The 23,402-nt window shown below is 47.1% G+C and carries 16 protein-coding genes; 12 read left to right on the top strand and 4 right to left on the bottom strand.

Going from position 1 to position 23,402, the window contains the following annotated elements; all coding sequences use genetic code 11:
* The first annotated feature begins 37 nt into the window (after positions 1-37).
* Positions 38-931, top strand: a complete 894-nt coding sequence (locus QUA80_RS29575; RefSeq protein WP_333428530.1) for a DNA sulfur modification protein DndB — start codon at positions 38-40, stop codon at positions 929-931.
* A gap of 68 nt (positions 932-999) precedes the next feature.
* Here QUA80_RS29575 and QUA80_RS29570 read toward each other — a convergent pair whose 3' ends face one another.
* Positions 1,000-1,611 (bottom strand): hypothetical protein, encoded by a 612-nt coding sequence (locus QUA80_RS29570; RefSeq protein WP_333428529.1) that lies wholly within the window; start codon positions 1,609-1,611, stop codon positions 1,000-1,002.
* Between the two features lie 223 nt (positions 1,612-1,834).
* Between QUA80_RS29570 and QUA80_RS29565 the strand changes: the two genes are divergently transcribed.
* The 6 genes from QUA80_RS29565 (at position 1,835) to dndE (ending at position 8,615) form a co-directional block, all read left to right on the top strand.
* Positions 1,835-2,833 carry an HNH endonuclease gene (locus tag QUA80_RS29565; RefSeq protein WP_333428528.1) on the top strand — a complete coding sequence of 333 codons (999 nt, stop codon included), beginning with the start codon at positions 1,835-1,837 and terminating at the stop codon, positions 2,831-2,833.
* On the top strand, positions 2,830-4,515 hold the full coding sequence (gene dndC, locus QUA80_RS29560; RefSeq protein WP_333428527.1) for a DNA phosphorothioation system sulfurtransferase DndC: 1,686 nt from the start codon (positions 2,830-2,832) through the stop codon (positions 4,513-4,515). The genes QUA80_RS29565 and dndC overlap by 4 nt, the downstream gene beginning before the upstream one ends.
* A gap of 130 nt (positions 4,516-4,645) precedes the next feature.
* Positions 4,646-5,209: a GxxExxY protein gene (locus tag QUA80_RS29555; RefSeq protein WP_333428526.1), complete on the top strand. Its 564-nt coding sequence runs from the start codon at positions 4,646-4,648 to the stop codon at positions 5,207-5,209.
* A gap of 211 nt (positions 5,210-5,420) precedes the next feature.
* Positions 5,421-7,418 (top strand): DNA sulfur modification protein DndD, encoded by a 1,998-nt coding sequence (gene dndD / locus QUA80_RS29550; RefSeq protein ID WP_333428525.1) that lies wholly within the window; start codon positions 5,421-5,423, stop codon positions 7,416-7,418.
* A gap of 325 nt (positions 7,419-7,743) precedes the next feature.
* Positions 7,744-8,133 carry a GxxExxY protein gene (locus tag QUA80_RS29545; protein WP_333428524.1) on the top strand — a complete coding sequence of 130 codons (390 nt, stop codon included), beginning with the start codon at positions 7,744-7,746 and terminating at the stop codon, positions 8,131-8,133.
* Positions 8,134-8,213: 80 nt separating this feature from the next.
* A complete protein-coding gene (gene dndE / locus QUA80_RS29540; protein ID WP_015179042.1) occupies positions 8,214-8,615 on the top strand; it encodes a DNA sulfur modification protein DndE in 402 nt (133 codons plus the stop codon).
* Positions 8,616-8,727: 112 nt separating this feature from the next.
* On the opposite strand, the gene thiD is transcribed toward dndE, so the two are convergent.
* Positions 8,728-9,537, bottom strand: coding sequence for a bifunctional hydroxymethylpyrimidine kinase/phosphomethylpyrimidine kinase (gene thiD, locus QUA80_RS29535; protein WP_333428523.1), 810 nt, complete (start codon positions 9,535-9,537; stop codon positions 8,728-8,730).
* A gap of 154 nt (positions 9,538-9,691) precedes the next feature.
* Here thiD and QUA80_RS29530 point away from each other — a divergent pair, with 154 nt between their 5' ends.
* Entirely contained in the window at positions 9,692-10,471 is a 780-nt protein-coding gene (locus QUA80_RS29530) for an MBL fold metallo-hydrolase (protein ID WP_333428522.1), read from the top strand.
* 146 nt (positions 10,472-10,617) lie between these two features.
* Here the strand turns inward: QUA80_RS29530 and ftsZ are convergent, their stop codons facing one another.
* A complete protein-coding gene (gene ftsZ / locus QUA80_RS29525) occupies positions 10,618-11,892 on the bottom strand; it encodes a cell division protein FtsZ (RefSeq protein WP_333428521.1) in 1,275 nt (424 codons plus the stop codon).
* A 355-nt stretch (positions 11,893-12,247) separates the two neighbouring features.
* Positions 12,248-13,171, bottom strand: coding sequence for an FtsQ-type POTRA domain-containing protein (locus tag QUA80_RS29520; protein ID WP_333428520.1), 924 nt, complete (start codon positions 13,169-13,171; stop codon positions 12,248-12,250).
* Positions 13,172-13,509: 338 nt separating this feature from the next.
* On the opposite strand from QUA80_RS29520, the gene QUA80_RS29515 reads away from it, so the two are divergent.
* From QUA80_RS29515 to QUA80_RS29500, 4 genes are all read left to right on the top strand, one after another.
* Positions 13,510-14,841 carry a P-loop NTPase fold protein gene (locus QUA80_RS29515; RefSeq protein WP_333428519.1) on the top strand — a complete coding sequence of 444 codons (1,332 nt, stop codon included), beginning with the start codon at positions 13,510-13,512 and terminating at the stop codon, positions 14,839-14,841.
* Positions 14,842-15,791: 950 nt separating this feature from the next.
* Positions 15,792-21,269 carry a WD40 domain-containing protein gene (locus QUA80_RS29510; RefSeq protein ID WP_333428518.1) on the top strand — a complete coding sequence of 1,826 codons (5,478 nt, stop codon included), beginning with the start codon at positions 15,792-15,794 and terminating at the stop codon, positions 21,267-21,269.
* 334 nt (positions 21,270-21,603) lie between these two features.
* Positions 21,604-22,407, top strand: coding sequence for a TPM domain-containing protein (locus QUA80_RS29505; protein ID WP_333428517.1), 804 nt, complete (start codon positions 21,604-21,606; stop codon positions 22,405-22,407).
* 114 nt (positions 22,408-22,521) lie between these two features.
* Positions 22,522-23,145, top strand: coding sequence for a precorrin-8X methylmutase (locus QUA80_RS29500; RefSeq protein WP_015179019.1), 624 nt, complete (start codon positions 22,522-22,524; stop codon positions 23,143-23,145).
* Positions 23,146-23,402 lie beyond the last annotated feature (257 nt).

The following is a 23,402-nucleotide window of genomic DNA, read 5'->3' as shown; positions in this document are numbered from 1 at the left end:
AAGAATGGTTTTTTAAAAAAATAAATTATGCACAAAAATGATTTTCTGTCAACTTAATTTAGATGCGTTTACCCTGGTGGGAAATGAGGCCGAAGAACGGAAAATCGGTCGCTTGCGAGTGCCGATGGATGCTAAGTTTACTATTAATGACGGACAGCATCGGCGCGCGGCTTTTGAGATGGCTTTAAGGGAAAATCCGCAGTTGGGATATGAGACGGTGGCGCTGATTTTGTTTCTCGATATTGGGTTGGAAAAATCGCAGCAGATGTTTGCTGATTTGAATGGTTTTCAAGTTCCTTTGGAGGCGTCGCTAAGTCTACTTTACAACCACCGGGACGATCGCGCTTTTGTGGTGAAGGCGGTTGTTAAGCAGGTTGAGGTTTTCCGGTGTTTGACTGAGATGGAGAGGGGGAGTTTGAACGGGCGATCGCACAAATTATTTGCGCTGAGTGCGATCGATCGTGCGATCGTGGCTTTGCTGTCTAATATTGAGGGCAGCGAACAGGCAAAACTCTCTGGTTCTCGCACCAAAAAAGAACAGAAAGAGGAAGAACTCGCTCAAAAAATACAACTGGCGGTTAGTTATTGGAATGCGGTTAGCAATTTTATTCCAGATTGGCAATTAGTTCTGCACAAGCAAGTTGCGGCGGGGGAAATGCGCCGGGATTGCGTACACTGTCACAGTGTTGTGCTTGAGAGTTTGGGGGAAGTTGGGGCCGCTTTGCGATCGGTTTTTCCTGAGAGTTGGGAGGAACATTTGAGCCTTTTGCGGCAGGTTGATTGGTCGATTTCTAATCCTGATTGGGAGAATGGGATTTTGTTGAAAGGGGGGATTTCTAAGTCGAGGGCCAGTGTTAGTTGGATGACTGATTATTTGAAAAATCGGTTGGCTTTGGAAACCGCAGATCGAGCACAGGCGGGATGCCCGTAGATGCAGCAGAGGCGGGACGCCCGTGCCACCTGCGTTTGTAATTGCAGCGCCAAAATGCCGCCACTAGGCTAATTAAAATAGCGTCTGAATGGTTCTGCAAGAATGCCCAATATTTGGTCTAGCTGAGTAATAAAATATTCAGTCAAATCAATTTTTAACAACTGATTTTCTAGAATTAGGAATTTCCAGTTTGTACCAGTTGAAACCGCTCCATAAATTGCGGATACTTCTTGCCCTTTGCGGGCATTAAATATTTGAGCGGCTGCCATCTGAGCCGCACACTGTCCCAATCCTATTCTAATATCGTTGTCTTTTGCTTCCACCAATGTCAAGACTGGGGCAGTCACCAATGATTGATTGCTCGATGCGCTGAGGAGAAAGTCACAAGCCCCGGTTAATCCTTTGCTCTCTTCTACGTTAAATGTGTTGCCGGAAAAGTAGCCAATTTTGTTGTTAAAAGTGCGCCGTATTTCAAGTAGAATGGGAGTAATGATTAATTCCGATCGAGCTTTTTCCGTGCTGATACTTGAGGCTAAGTCTAAAGCTTCGTCTAGAGTTTGTGTGAGGCGTTCTGAAGGTGCGAGGGGGGGAATTTGGCTGAATAAGTGGGGAATGTCTTCAACGGTTAGATCCAGGGTTGAGACGGCTTGCTCGATGGTTTTGAAGTCGCTGTAGGACATATTTGATTTGGGGGTGGGAGAGATGATTTTTTTAACTGCCGATGCACGCGGACAGTGATATAATTATCACCAGTTTAGGCTAGAAAATAACTTTTTAGTCTGCTGACACTGCTTAAATTATCTAGTTTCTGCATTATGGTTCTGCCTTGGGGCGCTTAACCCTCTGTTGACAATAGTGTAAAATTTCAGGTCGGATTGTATTTAATCCTAGCGGGAGGAGAAAATGACTACAGGAGAAGAGTCGGAAAATAAGAATTTAGCATACTATCGCAATTGTTTTTCTCAGATTAAGGTAGGCAAGAATAAACAAGGAGGTAACGCTCTAAATCAGCCAATACTCCTACTATCTGTAATTGATTTAATTACACAAGGCTTACTTAATGAGAACAATATTACTGTTTCCGATCAATTAGTTAACACCTTCAAAAGATACTGGTCTGTATTGAGTTCTGACAGTTTTGAGGAGATTGATTTTGCTATTCCTTTTTTTCATTTAAAAAACAAGAAACCTAAATTTTGGCACGTTGAATTTAGCGATCAATACACTGGAGGACGCCCTCAAACCATCAACTCTTTAAGAAGAGATGTTGAAAGAGCCAAAATAGATGATGAATTATTTGATTTATTGCGAGACTATAATGCAAAAAAAGAATTAATAGATATACTGATATCTGCCTGGTTTTCCTCAAGCCAAAAACAGATAGAAGATGTTTTAACAATAAATCAGTCTCTCCAAGATTCTACCTGGAATGAATTAGAGAGTATTGAATCTAGTGATACAGATGCACAACCAAAGGTGTATTTACGAAAATCTTTGTTTAGAGAGGCTATTTTCCGTAAATCCGTCGTGCATTTGTATGATTACCGATGTGCTTTTTGTCGATTGAAAGTTACACGTTCGCTTAGTCAAAGTATTGTAGATGGCGCACATATCAAGCCATTCTCTGAGTTTTATGATAATAGACCAGATAATGGGCTCTCACTCTGTAAAAATCATCATTGGGCATTCGACCGAGGATGGTTTGCTGTTGACGATCGTTATCAAATTATAGTTGCTAGCGATCTACAAGAGGACTCAGCATACCCTAGATTAATGAGAGAGTTTCACGGAGAACAGATTCTTTTGCCAAGTTTAGAGCAATATTATCCGAGAAAAGATGCGCTTCAGTGGCATCGCAAAAATGTGTTTACTTTACAATCAAAAGGGGTCTCTAGAAAATGAATGATTTACAACAAATGTCACTATTTCCGCCCCGCAGTATTAGCGATTTGATGGCAGACATAGAAATTTTAAAAAAGGAAATTCAAGAGCTTTATTGTCAAGATGAACTCCCACTTGTAATCGGTTGGAGTGGCGGCAAAGATAGTTCGGCAGTCCTACAGCTTGTCTGGTATGCGATTGCAGAGTTGCCAATTGAGAAACGCCACAAAAAAATTCATGTTTTAACAAATGATACACTGGTAGAAAACCCTATAGTAGCTGCTGGAGTACATAATTCTCTAAAACGGATGAAAGTTGCAGCCCAAGAACAGGGAATGCCAATAGAAACTCATTTAACTTATCCAGCCGTTCAAGATACCTTTTGGGCGTGCTTAATAGGTAAAGGATATCCAGCACCTAGAAACCGATTTAGATGGTGTACGGAACGATTAAAAATACAACCAACCGGTTCTTTTATTCGTGAAATAATTAGAACTAGCGGCGAGGTAATTCTTGTTCTAGGTACTCGCAAGGCTGAAAGTGCTAAACGCGCCGCAAATATGGCTAAACATAGGGAGTGGCGGGTAAGCGAACGCCTTAATGCTAATCCCACTCGCCCTAACTCTTATATTTACCTTCCCATTGAAGACTGGCGAACAGATGAAGTGTGGCTTTACTTGATGCAGTGGGATAATCCTTGGGGAAATAACAATAAAGATTTGCTAACTATGTATCGAGGTGCGACAGCAGATAATGAATGTCCTCTAGTTGTTGATACTTCTACTCCTAGTTGTGGAAATTCTCGCTTTGGCTGCTGGGTTTGCACAATGGTAAGCCAAGATAAATCAATGGAGGCAATGATTCAAAACGATGAGGAAAAAGAATGGATGCAGCCTCTACTCGATATTCGCAACGAATTAGATGTTGAAGACGATCGCCCAAAAAGAGACTTCCGCCGCATCTACGGTAGAGTAGAACTGTTTGAACGCAACATGGGCGACGACACAACCTCCGTCGAACCCATCCCAGGGCCCTACACCAAATTCTGGCGAGAACACTGGCTGAGACGAGTCTTGGAAGCACAAACCCACATCCGCAAAACCGCCCCCCTAGAAATGCGCGATATCACCTTAATTACCCCAGAAGAACTTAGCGAAATCCGCCGAATTTGGCTGGAAGAAAAGCACGAATTTGACGACTCTTTGCCCCGAATTTACGAAGAAGTTACGGGCGAACCTTTTGAAGATTCCCGTCCCGCCGCCGAAAGAAAACTCTTAGGTAGCGACGAATGGGCTGCGATCGAAGAGATTTGCAGCGAGGACAAAATGCACCTCGAATTGATGGCAAAACTCCTCGACACAGAACGCCAATACTACACCAAGCCCCGCCGTACAGGCATTTACGGCGATTTGGACAAATGCTTTGAAACCAGTTCGCGATCGAAGGAAGAAGCGATTGGTAACGCCCACTATCAACGCAACTTAAAAAAAGCGGTGGAAGATATTAAAGCAAATCCGACGGAAAAAATTCAGCAATTCAAAGATGCGATCGCCCAAACCAACAGTTCCGCTAAAAACGATACCGTTGATATTGCAAAACTTAAAGAAGAACTCGAAAGCAACAGCAATCAAAGCAGACAGCTATCTTGGGCGGATATTAAATTTTCACCGCCAAATTCAGGAGAGGAAAAACCTAGCGATTAGCACGCGCTAGCCTGCGGTTAAACCCAAACTTGTTGACAGCCACCCCGCCGAGCGATCGAATACAATAGGCTGTCAACTAACCTCTTTATTACCTAACCCTCATCGTTTAAATTACAAAATTTTTACGACCATGATTAATCCTAATATTCCCCATCAGGATCTTACATACAGCATCATCGGCTGTGCAATGAGAGTACACCGGAGGACGCAAAAAGGTTTAAGAGAAAAACATTACCAAAGAGCCTTTGATGCAGAAATGATAGAATCCGGTTTAACAACAGAAATGGAGTATCCCAGACAAATTTACGACGGTGAAGTTTGGATGGGAATCCTCTATCTAGACCATTGGGTGAATCAAGGTATTGTAGTAGAGGATAAAGCCGTAAATTATCCAATGACCGATAAAGATAAAGCTCAAATAATAGCTTACGTAGCAGCTACAGGAGCCCAAGTAGGTTTATTTATAAACTTTGGACGCAGCAAATTAGAATATCACCGCATCCTCCCACCAAAATCTGTACAAGGTTGGCAGAAACACATTCAACCCTACTTGTGGACGCCGAAAACAAGTGGCAGGGGTTGGACAAGAGGAAGTTCAGGAACCTATGAAGAAACAGATGCCGAACTCCCCTTACCTTCCAGCATCCAGCCCCGGAACCAAGAGGAAGATTCAACCGATGTGATTGATTGGTAGCAAGGGGGGGGGACGGTTAGCAACGGATTTTGTAACGGATGTAACGGATGATTAGTGGGTGATTACCAAATCCGCTGCTAATCGCCCCCACCAACCACCCATCCGTTAAATCCGCTGCTAACCGCCACCCCACCAACCACCCATCCGTTAAATCCGCTACAAAATCCGTTGCTAACCGCCCCCCCACCAACCAACAACATCTACATCTACAATGCAATTCCTCGAACTCGTCCTCAAAAACTTCGGCCCCTATGCAGGCACCCAAACCATCAATCTCCGCCCCGAAAAAGACGGAGATCCCTGCCCAGTTATCCTATTTGGCGGCATGAATGGCGGCGGCAAAACCACCCTCATGGACGGCATTCGCCTCGCCCTCTACGGTAGCCGCGCCCAATGTTCCACCAGAGGCAATTTAAGCTACAGCGACTTTCTCAATCAATGCGTCAACCGCCACACACCCCCATTAGAAGATACCCGCGTCGAACTAACATTTGAACAAGTCCAAGATGACAAACTAGCTCAATTCAAAATAGTTAGATACTGGAAAAAACCAGATATCAAAGACAACTTAAGCATTCTCATATACAGCGAAATTGTCAGCGATTGGTGGTCGGACAAAGCAATTACCAACACCTGGGACGAATACATCGAAACCCTTTTGCCCGTCGGAATATCCAACCTATTTTTGTTTGACGGCGAACAAGTAAAAGAACTCGCCGAACTCGAAACACCGCCGGAGTTTGTCGTCGGGGCGATTAAATCTCTTTTAGGTTTAGAATTAGCAGAACGCCTCGCCGTCGATTTAGAAATATTAGCCGGCCGCAAGCGGAAAGAAATTGCTGGCAAAAAAGACTTGGCTGCTTTAGAAAAAATCGAACAAACTTTTAAGAAAATTACTGATGAAATAGACTTAGCTAAGCAAGAACAAGCCAGCTTTAAAAATGAGTTAGAGAAAGCTCAAAAAAATCAGCAACAAGCATCAGAAAAATTTATCTATGAAGGCGGGAAAATTGCCGCCGATCGCAGTCAGCTAGACAGACAGCTAAACGACTACAGAAATCAGGCAGACAAAACCCGTCAAGCCATGATGGAATTGGCGTCAAATACGCTACCGCTAGCCTTAATTTCGCCCTTGCTAAGTAAAGCAAAAATTCAAGCAGAAACAGAAGCCAGCCAGCAGCAAGCAAAGATTGCCCAAAATGTTATCAAACAAAGAAGCGATCGCCTTCTCAACTATATCGCCGAAATCTCTTTAAACCCGCAACAGCTAGATAAAATTCAAGACTTCATCCGCCAAGAAAACCAAGAACTCGAACAGCAAGCGGGAACAGACGCCCCGCCCTGGATGAACGCCGACAACAACAGCATCCAGCAACTCGAAAACCTTCTTAGCTACCAAATCAAAGCCCAGCAAATTCTAGCGGGCGAACAAATAGAAGAAATCAAAAGCATCGAAGCAGAAATCGACTTCACAGACAGACAACTCGCAGCCGCAGCTTCCCCCGAAGCATACGAAAAACTAGAAGAAGAAGTCAGGAAAGCCCAAAAAGCAGTCGCTATCGCATCCGCCGCCTTAGAATCAGCCAACCGCCGCGTCGATGAATTAGAGAGAGAATTAGCCAAAAACCAAAAAGAACTAGAAAACTACAGCAGCGAATACATCACCATCAGAAACAGCCAACACGTCATCGCTTCGATCGCCAAAGCCCAAGCCACCCTGAAACTCTTTAAAGAAAAACTCACCCTCAAAAAACTCAACAAACTCGAAATAGAAATTACCGACTGTTTCCGCTACCTGTTGCACAAAACCGACCTCGTGCACAGAGTTGCGATCGACAATCAAACATTTAGCCTTTCGATTTACGATCCAGAAGGCAAACCGGTACCCAAACACCGACTTTCAGCCGGGGAAAAACAATTGCTGGCGATCGCCTTTTTGTGGGGATTGGCTAGAGTATCCGGCAGACAATTGCCAGTGGCGATCGACACTCCCTTGGGCCGCCTCGACTCCTCCCACAGAAACAACCTAGTCGAACGCTATTTCCCCTCGGCCAGCCACCAAGTCATCCTGCTTTCTACCGACACGGAAATTAGAAAAGTAGAATACGAAAAACTCCAAGAATTAGAGGCGATCGCCCACAGCTACCTCCTCAAATACGACTCCGCCAAACACCAAACCACCGTCGAAAAAGGTTACTTCTGGGAATAAAAATTCGCGCTAAAAAATAGCCGCAACTCCCTTGACTTTGCTGGGGAGTTGCGGTAGTATATATAGCATAATGGGATGGTTGCGAAAATTTTATTTTTGCCACCATCCCATTTTATAATATAAATTATACTATAAATACAATACCAAAAACAGCCGATTTAATCAAGCCCGCGCCGTGTAAAAATTTCTTAATGAACCGCAGATGATGGCAGATGAGCGCAGATGAACGCAGATTGGATTTTACCAGGTGTCAAATTATTGTAGCAGAAGGTGATTTTTGGTAGAGTTTTGGATGTGGGATTTTTTGAACCGCAGATGAGGGCAGATGAACACGGATGAACGCAGATTGGAACTTAATGAGATTACGGAAAAAATTATTGGGTGTGCTTTTAAGGTTGGGAACAGCTTGGGTTACGGATTTTTAGAGAAAGTTTATGAGAATGCTTTGGTTTATGAACTTCGGAAAACAGGAATGTTGGTTGAACCTCAGTTTACAGTTTATGTCCATTACGAAGATATAATCGTTGGGAAATTTGTGCCAGATGTGTTAGTGGAAAGATCCGTGCTTGTAGAACTCAAAGCTATCAAATCACTCGGTGAAAGAGAAACAGCGCAGTGTCTCAATGTCATAAAAGCTACAAAAATAACCATCTGCTTGCTAATCAATTTTGGCAACCCCAAAGTTGAAATTAAACGAATAGTTCACAACTTCTAAACCGCAGCTCCAATCTCATGGTATCATCAGCGTTAATCAGCGTTAATCAGCCTTCATCTGCGGTTAAAAATATTAAACTCATGGAACCACCAGTCGATCGCATCCGCCTCTCCCAAACAGGCAAAGACCAACTATCAAAACTGAAACGATCGACCAAAATCGATCAGTGGAATATTCTATGCAGGTGGGGATTTTGCCGATCGCTCGCCGAGCCCAGCATCCCATCCCCAGTACCAATTCCCAGCGACAGCAACGTCGAATTAAGCTGGGATGTCTTCGGCGGCGACATGGCCGATATCCTGATAATGGCCCTCAAACAGCGGTGTCACCAAGACAATTTAGGCACTGAAAAAGAAACTCTAGCCAAACAGTTTCGCCTGCACTTGCACCGAGGGATTGGTTATTTAGCCGGCGATCCGAATATTAAGAAAATCGAAGACTTGGTGGCGATCGCTTTATCGCCTGAAAAATTAAGAAATTAACTGATTGTTGACAGTTGACCGTTGACAGTTGACAGTTGTTATTTGTTATTAGCAGGCCCAAGCGAGCAACAAATAAATAACCAATAACCAATAACCAATAACCAATGACTTCTTACTTCAGTAACAGCGGGAAAAAATGACCCACTGGCCCTTGACCTTCCCCAATATCCAAAGCATATTTGAGAGCAGTAGTCACATAATCCTTAGCCAATCTCACCGCTGTAAACAAATCTTTACCCAAAGCCAAATTAGCAGCGATCGCAGCACTCAAAGTACATCCAGTTCCATGAGTATTCCCAGTATCCACATTCTCAGTCTTCAACACATCCAACCGCGCACCGTCAAACCAAACATCAACTCCCCGTAAATCTCCTTTCATCCCGCCGCCTTTCACCAAAACAGCCTTTGCGCCCAAACGGTAAATCTGCTGCGCCGCCGATCGCATATCATCCACAGAATCAATCTGCAAACCGCTCAAAATCTGAGCCTCAAACCGATTCGGAGTCACGACAGCAGCCATTGGAATCAAAACATCGCGCAAAAATGCGATCGCCCCCTCATCAATCAATCGATCGCCCGATCGCGAAACCATCACCGGATCGACAACCAAATTCCCGATTCCCAAAGCCTCAACCTGTGAAGCCAGCGCCGCCATAATTTCCCGGTTCAGCAGCATCCCAGTCTTCACAGCATCCACCCCAATATCCCCAACCACCGCCTCAATTTGAGCCGCCACAGCCTCAGCAGACAAAGCATCCACCCGCATCACCCCCAAAGTATTTTGAGCCGTCACGCAAGTCAAAGCACTCGTACCGTGGACGCAGTGAAACGCAAAAGTCCGCAAATCCGCCTGAATCCCGGCCCCACCGCCACTATCAGAACCAGCCACAGTCAAAGCCACAGGAATCCTCGATTTAACCATCTTTTTTCAACCGCAGATAAACGCCAACTTTCCCCAGACACATCCCATCTTAATCCGCGTTCATCAGCGCTCATCCGCCCTCATCTGCGGTTAAAACTTCCCAAACAAAATTAGCTATGATTAAAACAAATGTAAAGAATTATTGCAAACAACTGTGAAAATCACCCGAATCGACCTCAACTCTTGGATCTTCCACATCGCAGACCAAACCATCCTCGTCGATCCCTGGCTAGTCGATCCCCTCGTATTTTACGGTCAACCCTGGCTGTTCACCGCCTACCACAACACCCCCGTCGCCTTCACTCCCAGCACCTTACCGCCGATCGACCTCATCCTAATTTCCCAAGGATTAGACGACCACTGTCACAGACCAACACTCGAAAAGCTCGATCGCACCATTCCCGCGATCGCCTCACCCACCGCCACCAAAGTCCTCAGCAGTTTAGGCTACACCAATATCACATCTTTAGCAAATTGGCAAGAATTTAATTATCAAGAAAAGTTACAAATTACCGCCGTACCCGGAGCCGAAATCCAGCCCGGACAGGAAGAAAACGGCTACTTGCTCAAAGACGTAACCAGCGGCGAGACACTTTATTACGAACCGCACTTACCGCCCTTAGAAAAAGTCAAACAGAAAATAGACACAGTAGACGTAGCCATCGCCCCAGTCATCGGTCAAATCTTCCCCTTCCTCGGACAAGTCATCATCGGCCCTTCGGAAGCCCTCAGCCTCGCCCAAACACTGAAACCTAGGTTTTTCCTGCCTACAGCGGCGGGAGACATCCGAACCACAGGCATTTTACCAATGTTAGTGCGATCGGTCGGCAGCATCCCCGAATTTCGCGATTTACTAGCAAAATCGGGACTCTCCACCCAACTCCTCGAACCCGAACCAGGTCAAACCCTGGAAATTTTAGATTTTAGATTTTAGATTTTCGATTGTTTAGATTTTAGATGCTCGATATTTTCGATTTTTTAGATGGGAGATTGGAGATTCAATGCCAAATCCCCAATCTAAAATCCAAAATCCCCAATCTAAAGTCCTAAAATCCCCAATCTAAAATCCAAAATCTAAAATCATCTTGGCGGGCGACGGTTGCGTAAAAACTCAGGAATATCCAATCCCAAATCCTGCGGCGGTTTCGCTTTCGGATCGGGCGTCTGTTGAGCAGGAGTCGCCGGCACAGTTGCAGCCCGCCAAGGAGCATTAACATTTTGCGTCCGCCCCGGAGGTGGAGGCGACGGAACTTCTCCCGAAAAACCAGTAGCGATCACAGTAATCTTAATTTCGCCCTGAAGCCGCTCGTCAATCACCGCTCCAAAAATAATATTGGCATTCGGATCGACAACCTCGTAAATCGTCTCAGCCGCCGCATTCACCTCGTGCAGCGTCATGTCAGTACCGCCAGTGATGTTAAACACCACACCTCTAGCGCCCTCAATAGACGAAGCTTCCAGCAGAGGCGAAGAAATAGCCTGCATCGCAGCCTCCCTAGCCCGCGACTTGCCAGAACCCACGCCGATGCCCATCAAAGCCGAACCCGCATCCGCCATTACTGCCCGCACGTCAGCAAAGTCAACATTCACCAAACCGGGAATAGTAATAATGTCAGAAATACCCTGAACCCCTTGGCGCAGGATATCGTCAGCAACTCGAAAAGCCTCTTGTACCGGCATTTGTTCCGAAATCACAGACAGCAGCTTGTCGTTAGGAATTACGATCAGCGTATCCACCCGAGTTTGCAAAGCCGCAATCCCTTCCTCAGCTTGGCTGGTGCGCCGCCGTCCCTCAAACGTAAAAGGCCGCGTCACTATGCCCACAGTCAAAGCGCCCATTTCCTTAGCCACCTCAGCCACGATCGGAGCCGCGCCCGTGCCCGTACCGCCGCCCATGCCGGCGGTGATAAACACCAAATCCGCGTGGTTCAGAGCATTAGCCACCTCGTCGCGAGATTCCTCCGCAGCCTTTTGGCCGATCGCCGGATTGCCCCCCGCGCCCAAACCGCGCGTCAACTTCTGTCCGACTTGCAAGCGTTTCGGAGCATTTGAGAGAACCAGAGCTTGGGAATCTGTATTCACGCACCAAAACTCGACACCAGAAACCTCGCTAGCAATCATCCGGTTAACGGCGTTGCCCCCACCGCCGCCGACGCCAATTACTTTGATTTTGGCGGCACTGCTGGGCATTATGTCTTTGGGATTGACCATAGGATCGATATCAATACTATCTACATTTACATAACCAGACTTGCGTCTAAAGGGATTGGCGGAATCTGCAGCCACCGGAAAATTTTTTACTTCTTCCGAAGGGGGACTGTCTTGGTCAGACCCCTGTCTATTATTAAGCTTCATTAGAGTCGGGGATAGTAGATTAGAGCTTGTTAACTAAACGCCAATTCACAATCAACTATAGGCTAAGTTGCGCGAAAAACTAACACTGGTAGATGCTTAATGTTAGCAATCTCGGATTTGACCGGCTTCGCTAGCTCAGACATCGCTTGACGCCATCAAGGTGCTTGGCCCCATCAAGGCACTTGTACGCAAGGCAGAAGGAAAAAAAAGGGATACGAGCCCTTCCCCGATCGGTATTGAAAGAAAAATCTGATTGTTTTTTCCAGACGGGGAGGGGTATCAAAAAACTCTCCTTATTTCAAGCCCTGCGTATTCCTCGTGAGGGGCACAAATTCTGCCTGTCGATCGATACCTTCTACCTTCTGTTGACAGAGAATCTATTCTGGGCGCGAGTGGGTGCGGGAGTGGAACTCTCCAAACTGGGGGGGAGTTCTGGCAAATGGACGATCGGCGAAGCAGGATTTTTCAAGTCAATGTAGGCTATTTTGCTTGAATCTAGCTGTTTTGGCAATTGTCGCATTCGGTCTAAAACCTTAAGTTGCTCCGCAGTCCTGGAACTGTACGACCCCAAGTGTACGGTACCGATCTCTGTTTTCAAGATCAAGTTGTTCGGGTCTTGCCAATTAATCTCAAACACTTTCACCGTCAAGCCGCTGAGTCCTTGGTAAAACTTCGGCCAATAGGCGCGATACTGTTCCAAAGGCCCGATGACTTTTAAAGTGGGCAAAGAAAGCTGAGGCTGCGTTCCCGGAATGCTGCCGGGCCCGATCGAACTATTCTGCGATCGTACAGCAGTATAGCTATCCGAGGGCATCCAACCTCCGCGAGCGTCCAGCCACCCCACTTTTTCCTTGTCACTGTTCGATCTCAACACCGCAGTCGGCTGCGCCACCGCCACCGGCAGGCGTTCTGCCACTTCTACAGTCAAACTCGGCGGAAACAAGTTACGAGTCACCTTCGCTTTGGCGATCGGCCCCGTTGACTCCAGCTTTTCGGCCAGGGCCTGCGGTTGAATCCCCCACAGCGACTGCGGGTAAGACAGCGGCACCAAAGACCGCACCGCCTTGTCCGACAGCCACTGATTGCCCTCCACCTTCACTTGTTCCGATCGGGCAATCAACCAAGCCGGCTGAGCAATCCACCACAGCAAACCTCCAGCCATTGCGCTCGCTGCCAGCATTTGCCACACAACAGCCGCCAATCGAGCGCGACGGATCTGCCGCAACTTTTGGCGCCTGCGCCCTAACTCTGTTTGAGAAACCGCTCCAAAACTAGCCATCTACCTCTTGAGAATATAGTTATTAAGGATTTTCACAAATTCAAAACTGTCTAATCTTTCTCTCTTGAGCCCTGTTTTCCCCTACCATTTAACCAGATCCCCGCAAATTTACCCAGACTCCTGCCAAGATCGGTAATATCACTGATATCCCTAGGTAATTAAAAATTATTAATTAAAGATTCTCAATTCCTGCGCTGGGAAAACCCCTTTGCAGATCGAGGTTGCTTGGGTATTTAGGGCATTACCCCACAGGGCAAAAGGTTACAAATCAAACTAAACTCAATTAAAGAAAGTTTAGACTTTCGATTAACTTTTTTAACTTTTAGTCGGCTTTAATTGTGATCGCACTCGAATTAGACAGATTCTATAAAGCCTGCAACCCGAGCAAGACCCTTGTTGCGGGAGACCCAGGAGATTATCAATACTACATTGATTTTGGTTCCGTGCGCGGCGGGAAAATCATTGAATCTTTACAGCGAACCATTACCCGTATCTCCCCTGACGAGCCAACCTGTCAGCTATTTACAGGTCATATCGGGTGCGGCAAATCCACGGAATTGTTTCGACTGAAAGCTGAGTTAGAGCAAGAGGGTTTTTGCGTCGTCTACTTCGAGTCTTCTCAAGACCTAGACATGGGGGATGTAGACATCAGCGATATTTTGCTGAGCATTGCCCGCCAAGTCAGCGAAACTATGGAATCCGCTAAAATCAAACTCAGACCGAGCTATTTTACCAATCTGTTTGCAGAAGTGGCAGAATTTTTGCAGACTCCCATAGATTTGTCAGCGGAAGCCGAGTTATCTGTAGGTATTGCTAGAGTGACTGCTAAAACTAAAGACTCTCCCAAACTGCGATCGCAACTCAGGCAATATCTCGAACCCCGCACCAACAGCATCTTGCAGTCCATCAACGAAGAACTCCTCAACAAAGCTAACGCCGAACTCAAGCAGCAAGGCAAAAAAGGGCTCGCAGTCATCGTTGACAACCTCGATCGCCTTGACCCCTCCATCAAACCCAACGGACGCACCCAGCCAGAATACCTGTTTTTAGACCGCGGCGAACAGTTGAAAAAACTCAGTTGCCATGTCGTCTACACGATTCCCCTGACTTTGATTTTTTCCAACGACTTCGGCCGCCTCGCCAGTCGATTTGGAGTCAAGCCCAAGGTGATGCCGATGGTACCGGTGCAAATGCGATCGGGCGACGACCACTCCGAAGGAATGGCACTGCTGCGGCAGCTAGTATTGGCTAGAGCTTTCCCCACAGTTGCTCCCCTTCAACGCATCGATTTGATTTCCAAGGTATTTGACTCACCCGAAACTTTAGACAGGCTTTGCCGGATTAGCGGCGGTCACGTTCGCAATCTACTGATGCTTTTGTATAGCTGTTTGCAGCACGAAGACCCGCCGTTCTCTAGCGAATGTCTCGAAAGCGTCATTCAAGAATACCGCGATGACCTTTTGGCAGCCATCAATGACATGGAATGGGAACTGCTGTTTCAAGTCGTAAACCGACAAAGTGTAACCGGCGAAGAAGAGTCTCAAATCTTGTTGCGAAGTATGTTTGTCTTTGAATACCGCGATCGAGAAGGTCGCTGGTTTGGTATCAATCCAGCCCTAGCAGAAACCAGAAAATATCAGGAGTGGCAGCAGCGCAGCGACCAAAAATAGTTGGGATTTTTGAGATTGCTGAGCGACTCCCCAAACTTTTCACGGCGAGTGAATTAGAAACTCTTTAACACCATTTCCCAAAAATAATGCAACTGCAGGCGAGTTCCAAACCGCGAACTTCATTAGTCATTCTCAATTCTTTAATCGAAAATCGAAAAGGGCATAACTTCTGATTCACGGATCAAAACTCCGAACTCTTACAATCGAATACAGCACGCAGTCAGCGGTTTTTGCCGCTGGCTGATTTCTGTAGGATGGCGACTGCACGCCGCCAAGGTTATAGCAACAATGCCCGAGGTTTGGGATATTCTTAAGTCCTCAAACCCATGCGGTCGATTGGTTCTTTCTTCTTTTTACCCGATCGCGAGTTGCCCCGATCCCTGAGCGCAGCCGAAGGGATCGGGTCCTAATGGAAAGGAGCCGAAGGCTCTTTTTGCTTCTACTGATTGCCGCCTAAAAACTTGCCACCACCAAGGACTTTCCCCAATCTCAACTCTCATATCTGCAATGCCCGACCCCCTATGTCTGTTTTTACCTGTTGCTCTTAGCCTCAACTAATTCCATCCCCGAGGAAACTTTTTTGGGCTGTTTTGCTAAATACCTGCTACAGATATATCGGAGTAGTTTACTAATAGCTAGTCGCCGCTATTAGCCATAAATTTAGTTGTCGGCTATTGATGGTCTGCAGCAATTTATCTGTAGCTGACTAAAAAATAGATTAGGTGGGCTTAAAAATTTATGGTGAAGTCTAGCATTCTCCGATCTTGAGAGGTATGATATCTTTACATTGGGTGTAATGACTGTGTAAGTATTGATAAAAAAAAGTACGCAGAACTACGTAGTTCTACTGATATAAAGCGCCCGATAGAGACGGGTATCTCTAAGTAGATACGATTTCAGTCGCCATCGGCGAGCGTTAGGTAATTGATTTCTGCAAAAGGGGTGCACGCATGACCGATCTAATTAAGGTACAAGAAACTGCCAGCTACAACGAGCGAGCACTCAAAACTCTAGTAAGAGCGATCGCCATGTCTCAACAGCAATTTTCGCTAATTTTGGTGCGCTGCAACTACGAGCAATTGCGACAGCAAATAGCGCAACGGCTGCGAGAAATTTGCCCAGTTCAAATACAAGATATAGTCCTGCCAGCAGGAGTCAAAACCCTCTACACTACCCTACTAGCAAACACGCTCCAGAGCCGGTATTCGCCCTCCGATTCCGCCTCGGCTTTGATGGTATTCGGTTTAGAAACAGTAGTAGCGATCGACGAACTGATGGCCTCTACCAATCAAGTTCGAGACGAATTTCGCAAAAATTTTTCCTGCCCGGTGATTTTGTGGGTAACAGATGACATCGCGACCAAAATGATTCGTTTGGCCCCGGATTTCAAAAGTTGGGCTGCCGCCACAATTAAATTTGAAATGGCCGTTGACGAATTAATTAATTTCCTCGCTGGGCGAGCCGATACTATATTTAAAGTAGGCGAACTAAATCAAGAACTCCGTAGCAGCACCGCCGGCACCCGAACAAGTTTTGCTACCTGCACAACCGACTGGGAACAACGCGCCCTGGAGCGCGAAATCAGCCCCGGAGAAAGCTTTCTCACGTTTAACTCAGGGCCGCTAAACGGACGACAATTAGATGTCCGCTCCTATTCGCCTTTGAGCCCGGGCAATACTCTTGATTTGGCGATCGGCTCTTTGCCCCGCCGAGAACTAGAATTAGCTTTAAGAGATTTACAAAATCGCGGTCAAGAATTAGAACCCGCCCTCAAAGCCAGCCTGCAATTCGTTCTCGGTCGAGATTACTATGTCAGCGACCAAACCGAAACTGCCTTAATTCACTACCAAGAAAGCTTAGCATTTTGGCAGCAGCAAACCGGCAACTGGGAACTCGCAAACTGGGAAGATTCCGAAAACGGAAAAACTCTTTCTTCCTCCTTGTCGAATCCTGTTCCCAACATCCTATTTGTAGAGAGAGAAGGCATAGTGCTGTTTCACATAGCCCTGTGTCACCGGTTGCAAGCAGCCAGAAATCCGGTAGCCAACCGCCAGCACTGGGAACAAGCTTGGATTAGCCTCGAACAATCTAGAAACGCTTTCTCCCTTGCTTCACGCCCCGAATTGGTAGCTGAGGTGACAGCACACCTCGGAGAAGTGCTGCAGCGCTTGAAAGCTTGGGGAGAGTTGCAAGCATTAGCTGAAAATTCTTTGCAGTTGCACTTTACTTACGGTACTCCCAGCCAACTAGCTCAAGATTACGGCTTTTTGGCTGAAGTTGCCCTGCAACAGTCGAGGTGGAGTCAAGCCCGCCAGCTAGCCGAGTTAGCTTTGGCAATTTTGGATCAAACGCCTAACGATTTGAGATTGCTGATTGAAGATTTGAGATTGGGGTTTGAGGGAAATTATCCAGAAATTGTGGGCACTAACGAATCAAGTAACGATCCAAAATCTAAAATCCAACATCCCAAATCCGACAGAAGTTCGTATCTTTTACTGCTAGCCCGAAGTTTGCGGCAGCTAGACCAGTGGGAAGCGGCGGTTCATTCATTGGAGTTGGCTCAAGCTCAAAGCGAGCCGAAGTACGACCCCCGACTTTACATCGATATTTTGACGGAACTGCAAGCGGTTTATTTCGAGCAGGGAGAGTATCTCAAAGCTTTTCGGATTAAAAAAACCCAACGTTCGATCGAATATCAATACGGATTTAGAGCTTTTATCGGAGCCAGCCAATTGCAACAGCAGCGACAAGCCGTCAATCCTTCGAGTCCCTCAGCTCAAAATCAAGCTGCCATCGCAGCGTCCATGACAGCTTACTCGCGTCAAAAAGATATCAATAGCTTGCTAGAAAGAATTAGCAGAGACGACCATAAATTAACTATTATTCACGGGCCCAGCGGTGTCGGAAAAAGTTCTCTAGTCAATGCCGGCTTAGTACCTGCTTTGAAAAATATTACTCCGGGCGCGCGCGATACATTGCCCGTAGTAGTCAAGATTTACACCGACTGGCTCGCGGAGTTAGAAAATGCTTTAAACGGCGCACTCTACGACAAACAAGCCGAAGAGGAAAGGAAATTAATCTCCAAAGGAGTACAGGAAGTCCACAAAAAAAGTTGCTCGGTTATCCCACAGTGCAGCTCGGAAATTTCTTCTTTTATTATAGATAAGTTGCGCGACAATGCCACAAATAATTTGTTGACTGTTCTGATATTCGATCAATTTGAAGAGTTTTTCTTTGTTTCGACATCAGTGGCACAAAGACAAGTTTTTTATAACTTTTTGCGCTTGTTTTTGAACCTGCCTTATGTCAAAGTAATTCTGTGCTTGCGCGAAGATTATTTACACTATTTACTGGATTGCGATCGCTTCCCAAATCTTGACGCTATTAACAATAATATTCTCGACAAAAGTATCCGCTACCAACTCCGCAGTTTTTCTATCAAAGATGCGCGGGCTGTCATCGGACACTTAACGGAACGGGCGGAATTTTATTTAGAGCCGGCGCTGATCGATGCCTTCGTAGAAGATTTAGCAGACGAACTGCAAGAAGTGCGACCGATCGAATTGCAGGTAGTAGGGGCCCAACTACAAGAAGAAGGGATTACCACTTTAGCACAATACCAGCAATTGGGGGACAATCCCAAAGCAGAATTAGTGAAACGATCGCTCGAAGGAGTCATTTCTGACTGCGGCCTGGTTAACGAAGATGCAGCTTGGAAAATCTTGTTTTCCCTGACAGATGAAAGAGGCGTTCGACTGATAAAAACCAAACACGAACTCTCGTTAGTGACAGGCCAGCAGCCAGCAGATGCCCGCGAAACCGAATTATCGGCGATCGGCAAAAACCGAATTTCCCTACAGCGACAGTTCGCAAAAGAGCCAGAAAGCCGACAAAAGAAAACCGACAACCTCGACTTAATTTTAGACATTTTAGTCGGTCACGGTTTGCTATTTCTGCTGCGGGAATCCCCAGAAGACCGCTATCAATTGGTACACGACTATTTAGTGCGGCCGATCCGCCAAAGATTCGGTTTAGAAGCCAGACTGCACAAAGCAGAAGCCGACAAAAACATGAGTCAAGCACAGCTCTACCGAGCCAATACTTTTCTCAAACAACTGCTGGGATTAGCAGTGATCGGCGTACTGCTGCTCACCAGTTCCACCATCGCCGCCGTAAACTTTTGGTGGCGGGCCGTGGGTCAAAAACAGCTAGCTGTCGCTCAAACTCAGCGAGCCGAAATCAGTACCCTCACAGCAGCTTCAGAAGCCCTTTATTTCTCAAACAACAAATTTGATGCCATGATGGAAAGTTTGAGAGCGGGGAGACAGTGGAGACAAATCGAACACTCTCAAGAAATGCACACTCTCAAAGACACCGAAATTCTGATTTCTGCTGCCCTCCAGCAGGCAGTTTATGGCGTCAAAGAACGCAACCGCTTGGAGGGACACGGCGACGTAGTTTGGGGTCTGAGTTTCAGTCCTGACGGCCAAACAATAGCTTCTTCGAGCGTAGATAAAACAGTCAAACTTTGGCGGCGCGACGGCAGTTTGCTGGCAACTTTTCAAGGTCACAGTAACAGCGTCGCCTGCGTGGCGTTCAGTCCCGACAACAAAACCATCGCCTCGGCAAGTTTGGATAAAACTGTCAATATTTGGCAAACTGACGGTACTTTACTAGCAACTTTAAAAGGCCACACTAACAGCGTTACCAGCGTTGCGTTCAGCCCGGACGGTCAAACGATCGCCAGTGCATCTAGAGACAAAACTATCAAACTTTGGAAAACCGACGGCACGCTGCTGCAAACGATCGAACAACTAGCTCCCGTAAATTGGCTCAGCTTCAGTCGCGACGGCAAAATAGTCGCTGTGGCGAGCGATGACGGTACTGTGAAACTGTGGAGTTCTGACGGCAGGTTAATCGCTAATTTTTGGCACAGCCAAAACAGAAAACCCTCGAAAGTTTACACCGTCAGTTTCTCCCCCGACGGTGAAAAGATCGCCAGTGCCGGTGAAGACACAACTGTGAAAATCTGGAGCATCGCCGCACTAAAATACCCAGCCAGAGAAAATTCGACACCAGCACATAAAGGTCAACTGCTAGCAACTTTGCGGGGACACAGCAAGTGGGTATTTGGTGTCAGTTTCTCCCCCGACGGTCAAACACTTGCTTCAGGAGGTGCAGACGGGACTGTGAAACTCTGGAGTCTGGCTGGTATGGGCGACAAACGCCCAACCGATGCTAGCAACATTAAACCGGAGACGCGCTTGCTGAGAACTTTTGAGGGACACGCCGATCGAGTTACTCAGGTGAGTTTTAGCCCGGACGGCAAAACTCTGGCTTCAGCAAGTTTTGACAAAACACTCAGGCTGTGGCGGCTCGATGACGTGCCGCTCAAAACCCTCGACGGACACCAAAACCGGGTGCAAAGCGTTACTTTCAGCCCCGACGGCCAAAAGCTCGCTTCTGCTTCTACGGATAAAACTATCAAACTCTGGAGCCGCACGGGAGTTTTGCTGGAAACCTTGGAAGGACACACTCAGAGAGTCGCCAGCGTCAGTTTCAGCCCCGACGGCCAGCTAATTGCTTCTGGGAGTTACGACAAAACGGTGAAAGTCTGGAGTTTGAAAGAAGAGGGCATGAGTAATATTCTGCCTTGTCCTTCGGCTCCGCTATTCCCGTGTTCGCCTTCTGTGCTTTTTAGTCTCGACGGCCACGCCGACAGCGTGATGAGCGTTAGTTTTAGCCCCGACAGCGAGATTATTGCTTCGGCGAGCAAGGACAAGACTGTTAAACTCTGGACGAGAAACGGCAGGTTGATTAAAACTTTGACGGGACACACAGGCTGGGTGACTGGGGTGACTTTCAGTCCCGACGGAGAAATGCTTGCTTCTGCAAGCGATGACGGTACTGTCAAACTGTGGAATCGGGACGGTCGTTTGCTGAGGACTTTGGAAGGGGCTCACAACAGTTTTGTGTTGGGGGTTGCTTTTAGCCCTGACGGCAAAATGCTGGCTTCGGCGGGTTACGACAATTCGGTGAAGCTGTGGAAGGTGGACGGGACTTTGGTTGCGACGCTGCTTAAAGGTTCTAGCGACAGCGTGACTAGCGTGAGTTTTAGCCCGGACGGTTTGTTGGTTGCTTCGGGCAGTTACGATCATAAGGTGAAGCTGTGGAGCCGCAGCGGGACTTTGCTGAAAACTTTGACGGGTCACAAAGATAGCGTGATGAGCGTGAGTTTTAGCCCGGATGGGAAGGTTCTGGCTTCTGCCGGCCGGGATAATCGGGTGATTTTGTGGAATTTGGATCTTGACGATTTGCTGGTGAGGGGCTGCGACTGGGTGGGAGATTATCTGAGAACTAATCCTAATGTCAGCGCTCGCGATCGGCGTCTCTGCGACGGGGTGGCGGCAAAACCAAATCGATTTTAGATTTTCGATTTTAGATTTTCGATTGGGGGATTGAGTCGATTTTAGATTTTCGATTTTAGATTTTCGATTGGGGGATGCAGTCGATTTTAGATTTTCGATTGGGGGATGCAGTCGATTTTAGATTTTCGATGTTACTCAGCAGCCCCTTGAGGAGCTCGATCGCTAATTTCTGGGCCCTTCCCCCTCTCCCTCTTTCTCAAAAACTCTTTCCCTCTTCCCCTTGTTCTCGGCTTCCTGTAAAGTAAATAATTGTAAAGAAATATGAGTTTTCTCTTATCCTCTGGTTAAGACCGCCACCTCGCATTCACAATTAAGACCCGGATTATAAGTTCCTATGTCACAGCTTTTCCCGCGAAAATTTCTAGCCTTTGCTGCTGCATTTTTTCTGGCTTTGTCGGTGTGGACGATCGCACCTGCGGCCCACGCTTTCAATAATCCCGATTTGTTGCCGTCAAGTCAGACGCCGATCATTGATTTAGCTAAAGCCCTGACGGATATTGAAGAAGAGGGTTTGGCAAAAAATTTAAATGCCTTTGAAGCCGAAACCGGCTGGAAACTGCGAGTGCTGACTCAGTTCGATCGCACGCCCGGTTTGGCTGTCAAAAGCTATTGGGGGTTAGATGACAAGAGTGTGTTGCTAGTTGCTGACCCCCGAGGGGGCAATTTGCTCAATTTTAATGTGGGCGACTCGCTGTATCCCCTGCTGCCTCGCACTTTTTGGGTGGAACTGCAAACCCGCTACGGCAATCAATTTTTTGTCCGGGACAATGGCGAAGATCGAGCGATTATTGAATCTTTGGAGTCGATCGAAGGCTGTTTGCGTCAGGGCGGATGCCGCGTGGTTCCCGGTTTGCCGAGGGAACAGTGGATTCTGACGTTAATTACGTCGGTGGTTGGCGGCGTCATCTGCGGGTTTGCTGCTGTGCCTCGGAAGCCGGGACAGGTTGTGGCTTGGCAGTGGGCGCTGATTTTTTCGCCGCTGTGGGGCATTCTGTTTTTCGCTTTCGGACTTGGGCCGGTGGTGACTCGGACTTCTGACTGGTTGCCAGTCGTTCGGAATGTGTCCGGTTTTGCGATCGGAACTTTGGTGGCATTCCTAACTCCGGTTTTGGGCAGATCTTCTTCGTCGGAAACTTAGTTGTCACTTTGCATTCATCAGTCATCAGTCCACAGTCCACAGTCATCAGTCAACGAATGACTAAAAGCTGGTAAGCTGATACCTGACAACTCAGAGGCGACAGCTATCCAACAAATGGAATGGCACGTAAGCGATGCCCAGAGTCTGGGATTAATCGATAACGAAATTGGCGACCACGGTTTTTCAGCGGCGGAGTACGAAATAGTCCGCCGCGTGATTTATGCAACTGCTGATTTTGAGTACAAGTCTTTAATTAGTTTTTCCGATCAGGCTTTGCAAGCCGGGGCCGCTGCTTTGGCTGCTCGGACTACGATCGTGGTAGATGTGCCGATGGTGCAGGTGGGCATTACGCCCCTGATCCAAAGTACCTTTGCCAATCCGGTTTACTGTTCGATGGAAGCTTTGACGCGCCCTCAAAAGGAAAGGACGCGGGCTGCTTGGGGGATTGAAACTTTGGCAAGGCGCTATCCTGAGGGAATTTTTGTGGTGGGCCAGGCTCAAACTGCTTTGTCGGCGATCGTAGATTTGATTGAATCTGAGGAAATTCGGCCGGCTTTGGTGATTGGGACGCCTTCTGGGTTTGTGGGGGTGGACGTGGCTAAGTCGCGGCTGCACGATTCGATGATTCCTCACATTCGGATTGAGGGTCGCAAGGGCTCTGCGGTGGTGGCTGTGGCTATTGTTAACGGGCTGGTGGATTTGGCTTGGCAGGCTTACGGCCAAGAGGGGAACAGTTGATGATTTTGCGTGCTGCTGGCGCGGATGGGCGGGTGTAAAAAATGGGGTGCTGAGAAAGTGGCTGAATCTGTCTCTGAGCAAGGCTTTGATTGTCACTTTCAGGCATCGGTAAGTCCCTAATTAAAGAGTGAATGAGCCAACAGCGCGGCTTGAGTTCGATCGCGCAAATTTAACCTACTCAAACCCACATTCCGCACCCCCAACTGGCACATAGGCAGATGGAGGGGATAAAAGTGAATCATCCGAGATAATAAGTA

The organism is Microcoleus sp. F4-D5, from assembly GCF_036704885.1.
Taxonomy (GTDB): domain Bacteria; phylum Cyanobacteriota; class Cyanobacteriia; order Cyanobacteriales; family Microcoleaceae; genus Microcoleus.
Note: the sequence above shows the minus strand (reverse complement) of the source record. Positions and strands in the feature narration are given on the sequence as shown.

Bases quoted from the DNA above. Each gene is read 5' to 3' on its own strand.
- QUA80_RS29575 (WP_333428530.1), top strand. From the start codon at position 38: ATGATTTTCTGTCAACTTAATTTAGATGCGTTTACCCTGGTGGGAAAT.
- QUA80_RS29570 (WP_333428529.1), bottom strand. From the start codon at position 1,611: ATGTCCTACAGCGACTTCAAAACCATCGAGCAAGCCGTCTCAACCCTG.
- QUA80_RS29565 (WP_333428528.1), top strand. From the start codon at position 1,835: ATGACTACAGGAGAAGAGTCGGAAAATAAGAATTTAGCATACTATCGC.
- dndC (WP_333428527.1), top strand. From the start codon at position 2,830: ATGAATGATTTACAACAAATGTCACTATTTCCGCCCCGCAGTATTAGC.
- QUA80_RS29555 (WP_333428526.1), top strand. From the start codon at position 4,646: ATGATTAATCCTAATATTCCCCATCAGGATCTTACATACAGCATCATC.
- dndD (WP_333428525.1), top strand. From the start codon at position 5,421: ATGCAATTCCTCGAACTCGTCCTCAAAAACTTCGGCCCCTATGCAGGC.
- QUA80_RS29545 (WP_333428524.1), top strand. From the start codon at position 7,744: ATGAACACGGATGAACGCAGATTGGAACTTAATGAGATTACGGAAAAA.
- dndE (WP_015179042.1), top strand. From the start codon at position 8,214: ATGGAACCACCAGTCGATCGCATCCGCCTCTCCCAAACAGGCAAAGAC.
- thiD (WP_333428523.1), bottom strand. From the start codon at position 9,537: ATGGTTAAATCGAGGATTCCTGTGGCTTTGACTGTGGCTGGTTCTGAT.
- ftsZ (WP_333428521.1), bottom strand. From the start codon at position 11,892: ATGAAGCTTAATAATAGACAGGGGTCTGACCAAGACAGTCCCCCTTCG.
- QUA80_RS29520 (WP_333428520.1), bottom strand. From the start codon at position 13,171: ATGGCTAGTTTTGGAGCGGTTTCTCAAACAGAGTTAGGGCGCAGGCGC.
- QUA80_RS29510 (WP_333428518.1), top strand. From the start codon at position 15,792: ATGACCGATCTAATTAAGGTACAAGAAACTGCCAGCTACAACGAGCGA.
- QUA80_RS29505 (WP_333428517.1), top strand. From the start codon at position 21,604: ATGTCACAGCTTTTCCCGCGAAAATTTCTAGCCTTTGCTGCTGCATTT.
- QUA80_RS29500 (WP_015179019.1), top strand. From the start codon at position 22,522: ATGGAATGGCACGTAAGCGATGCCCAGAGTCTGGGATTAATCGATAAC.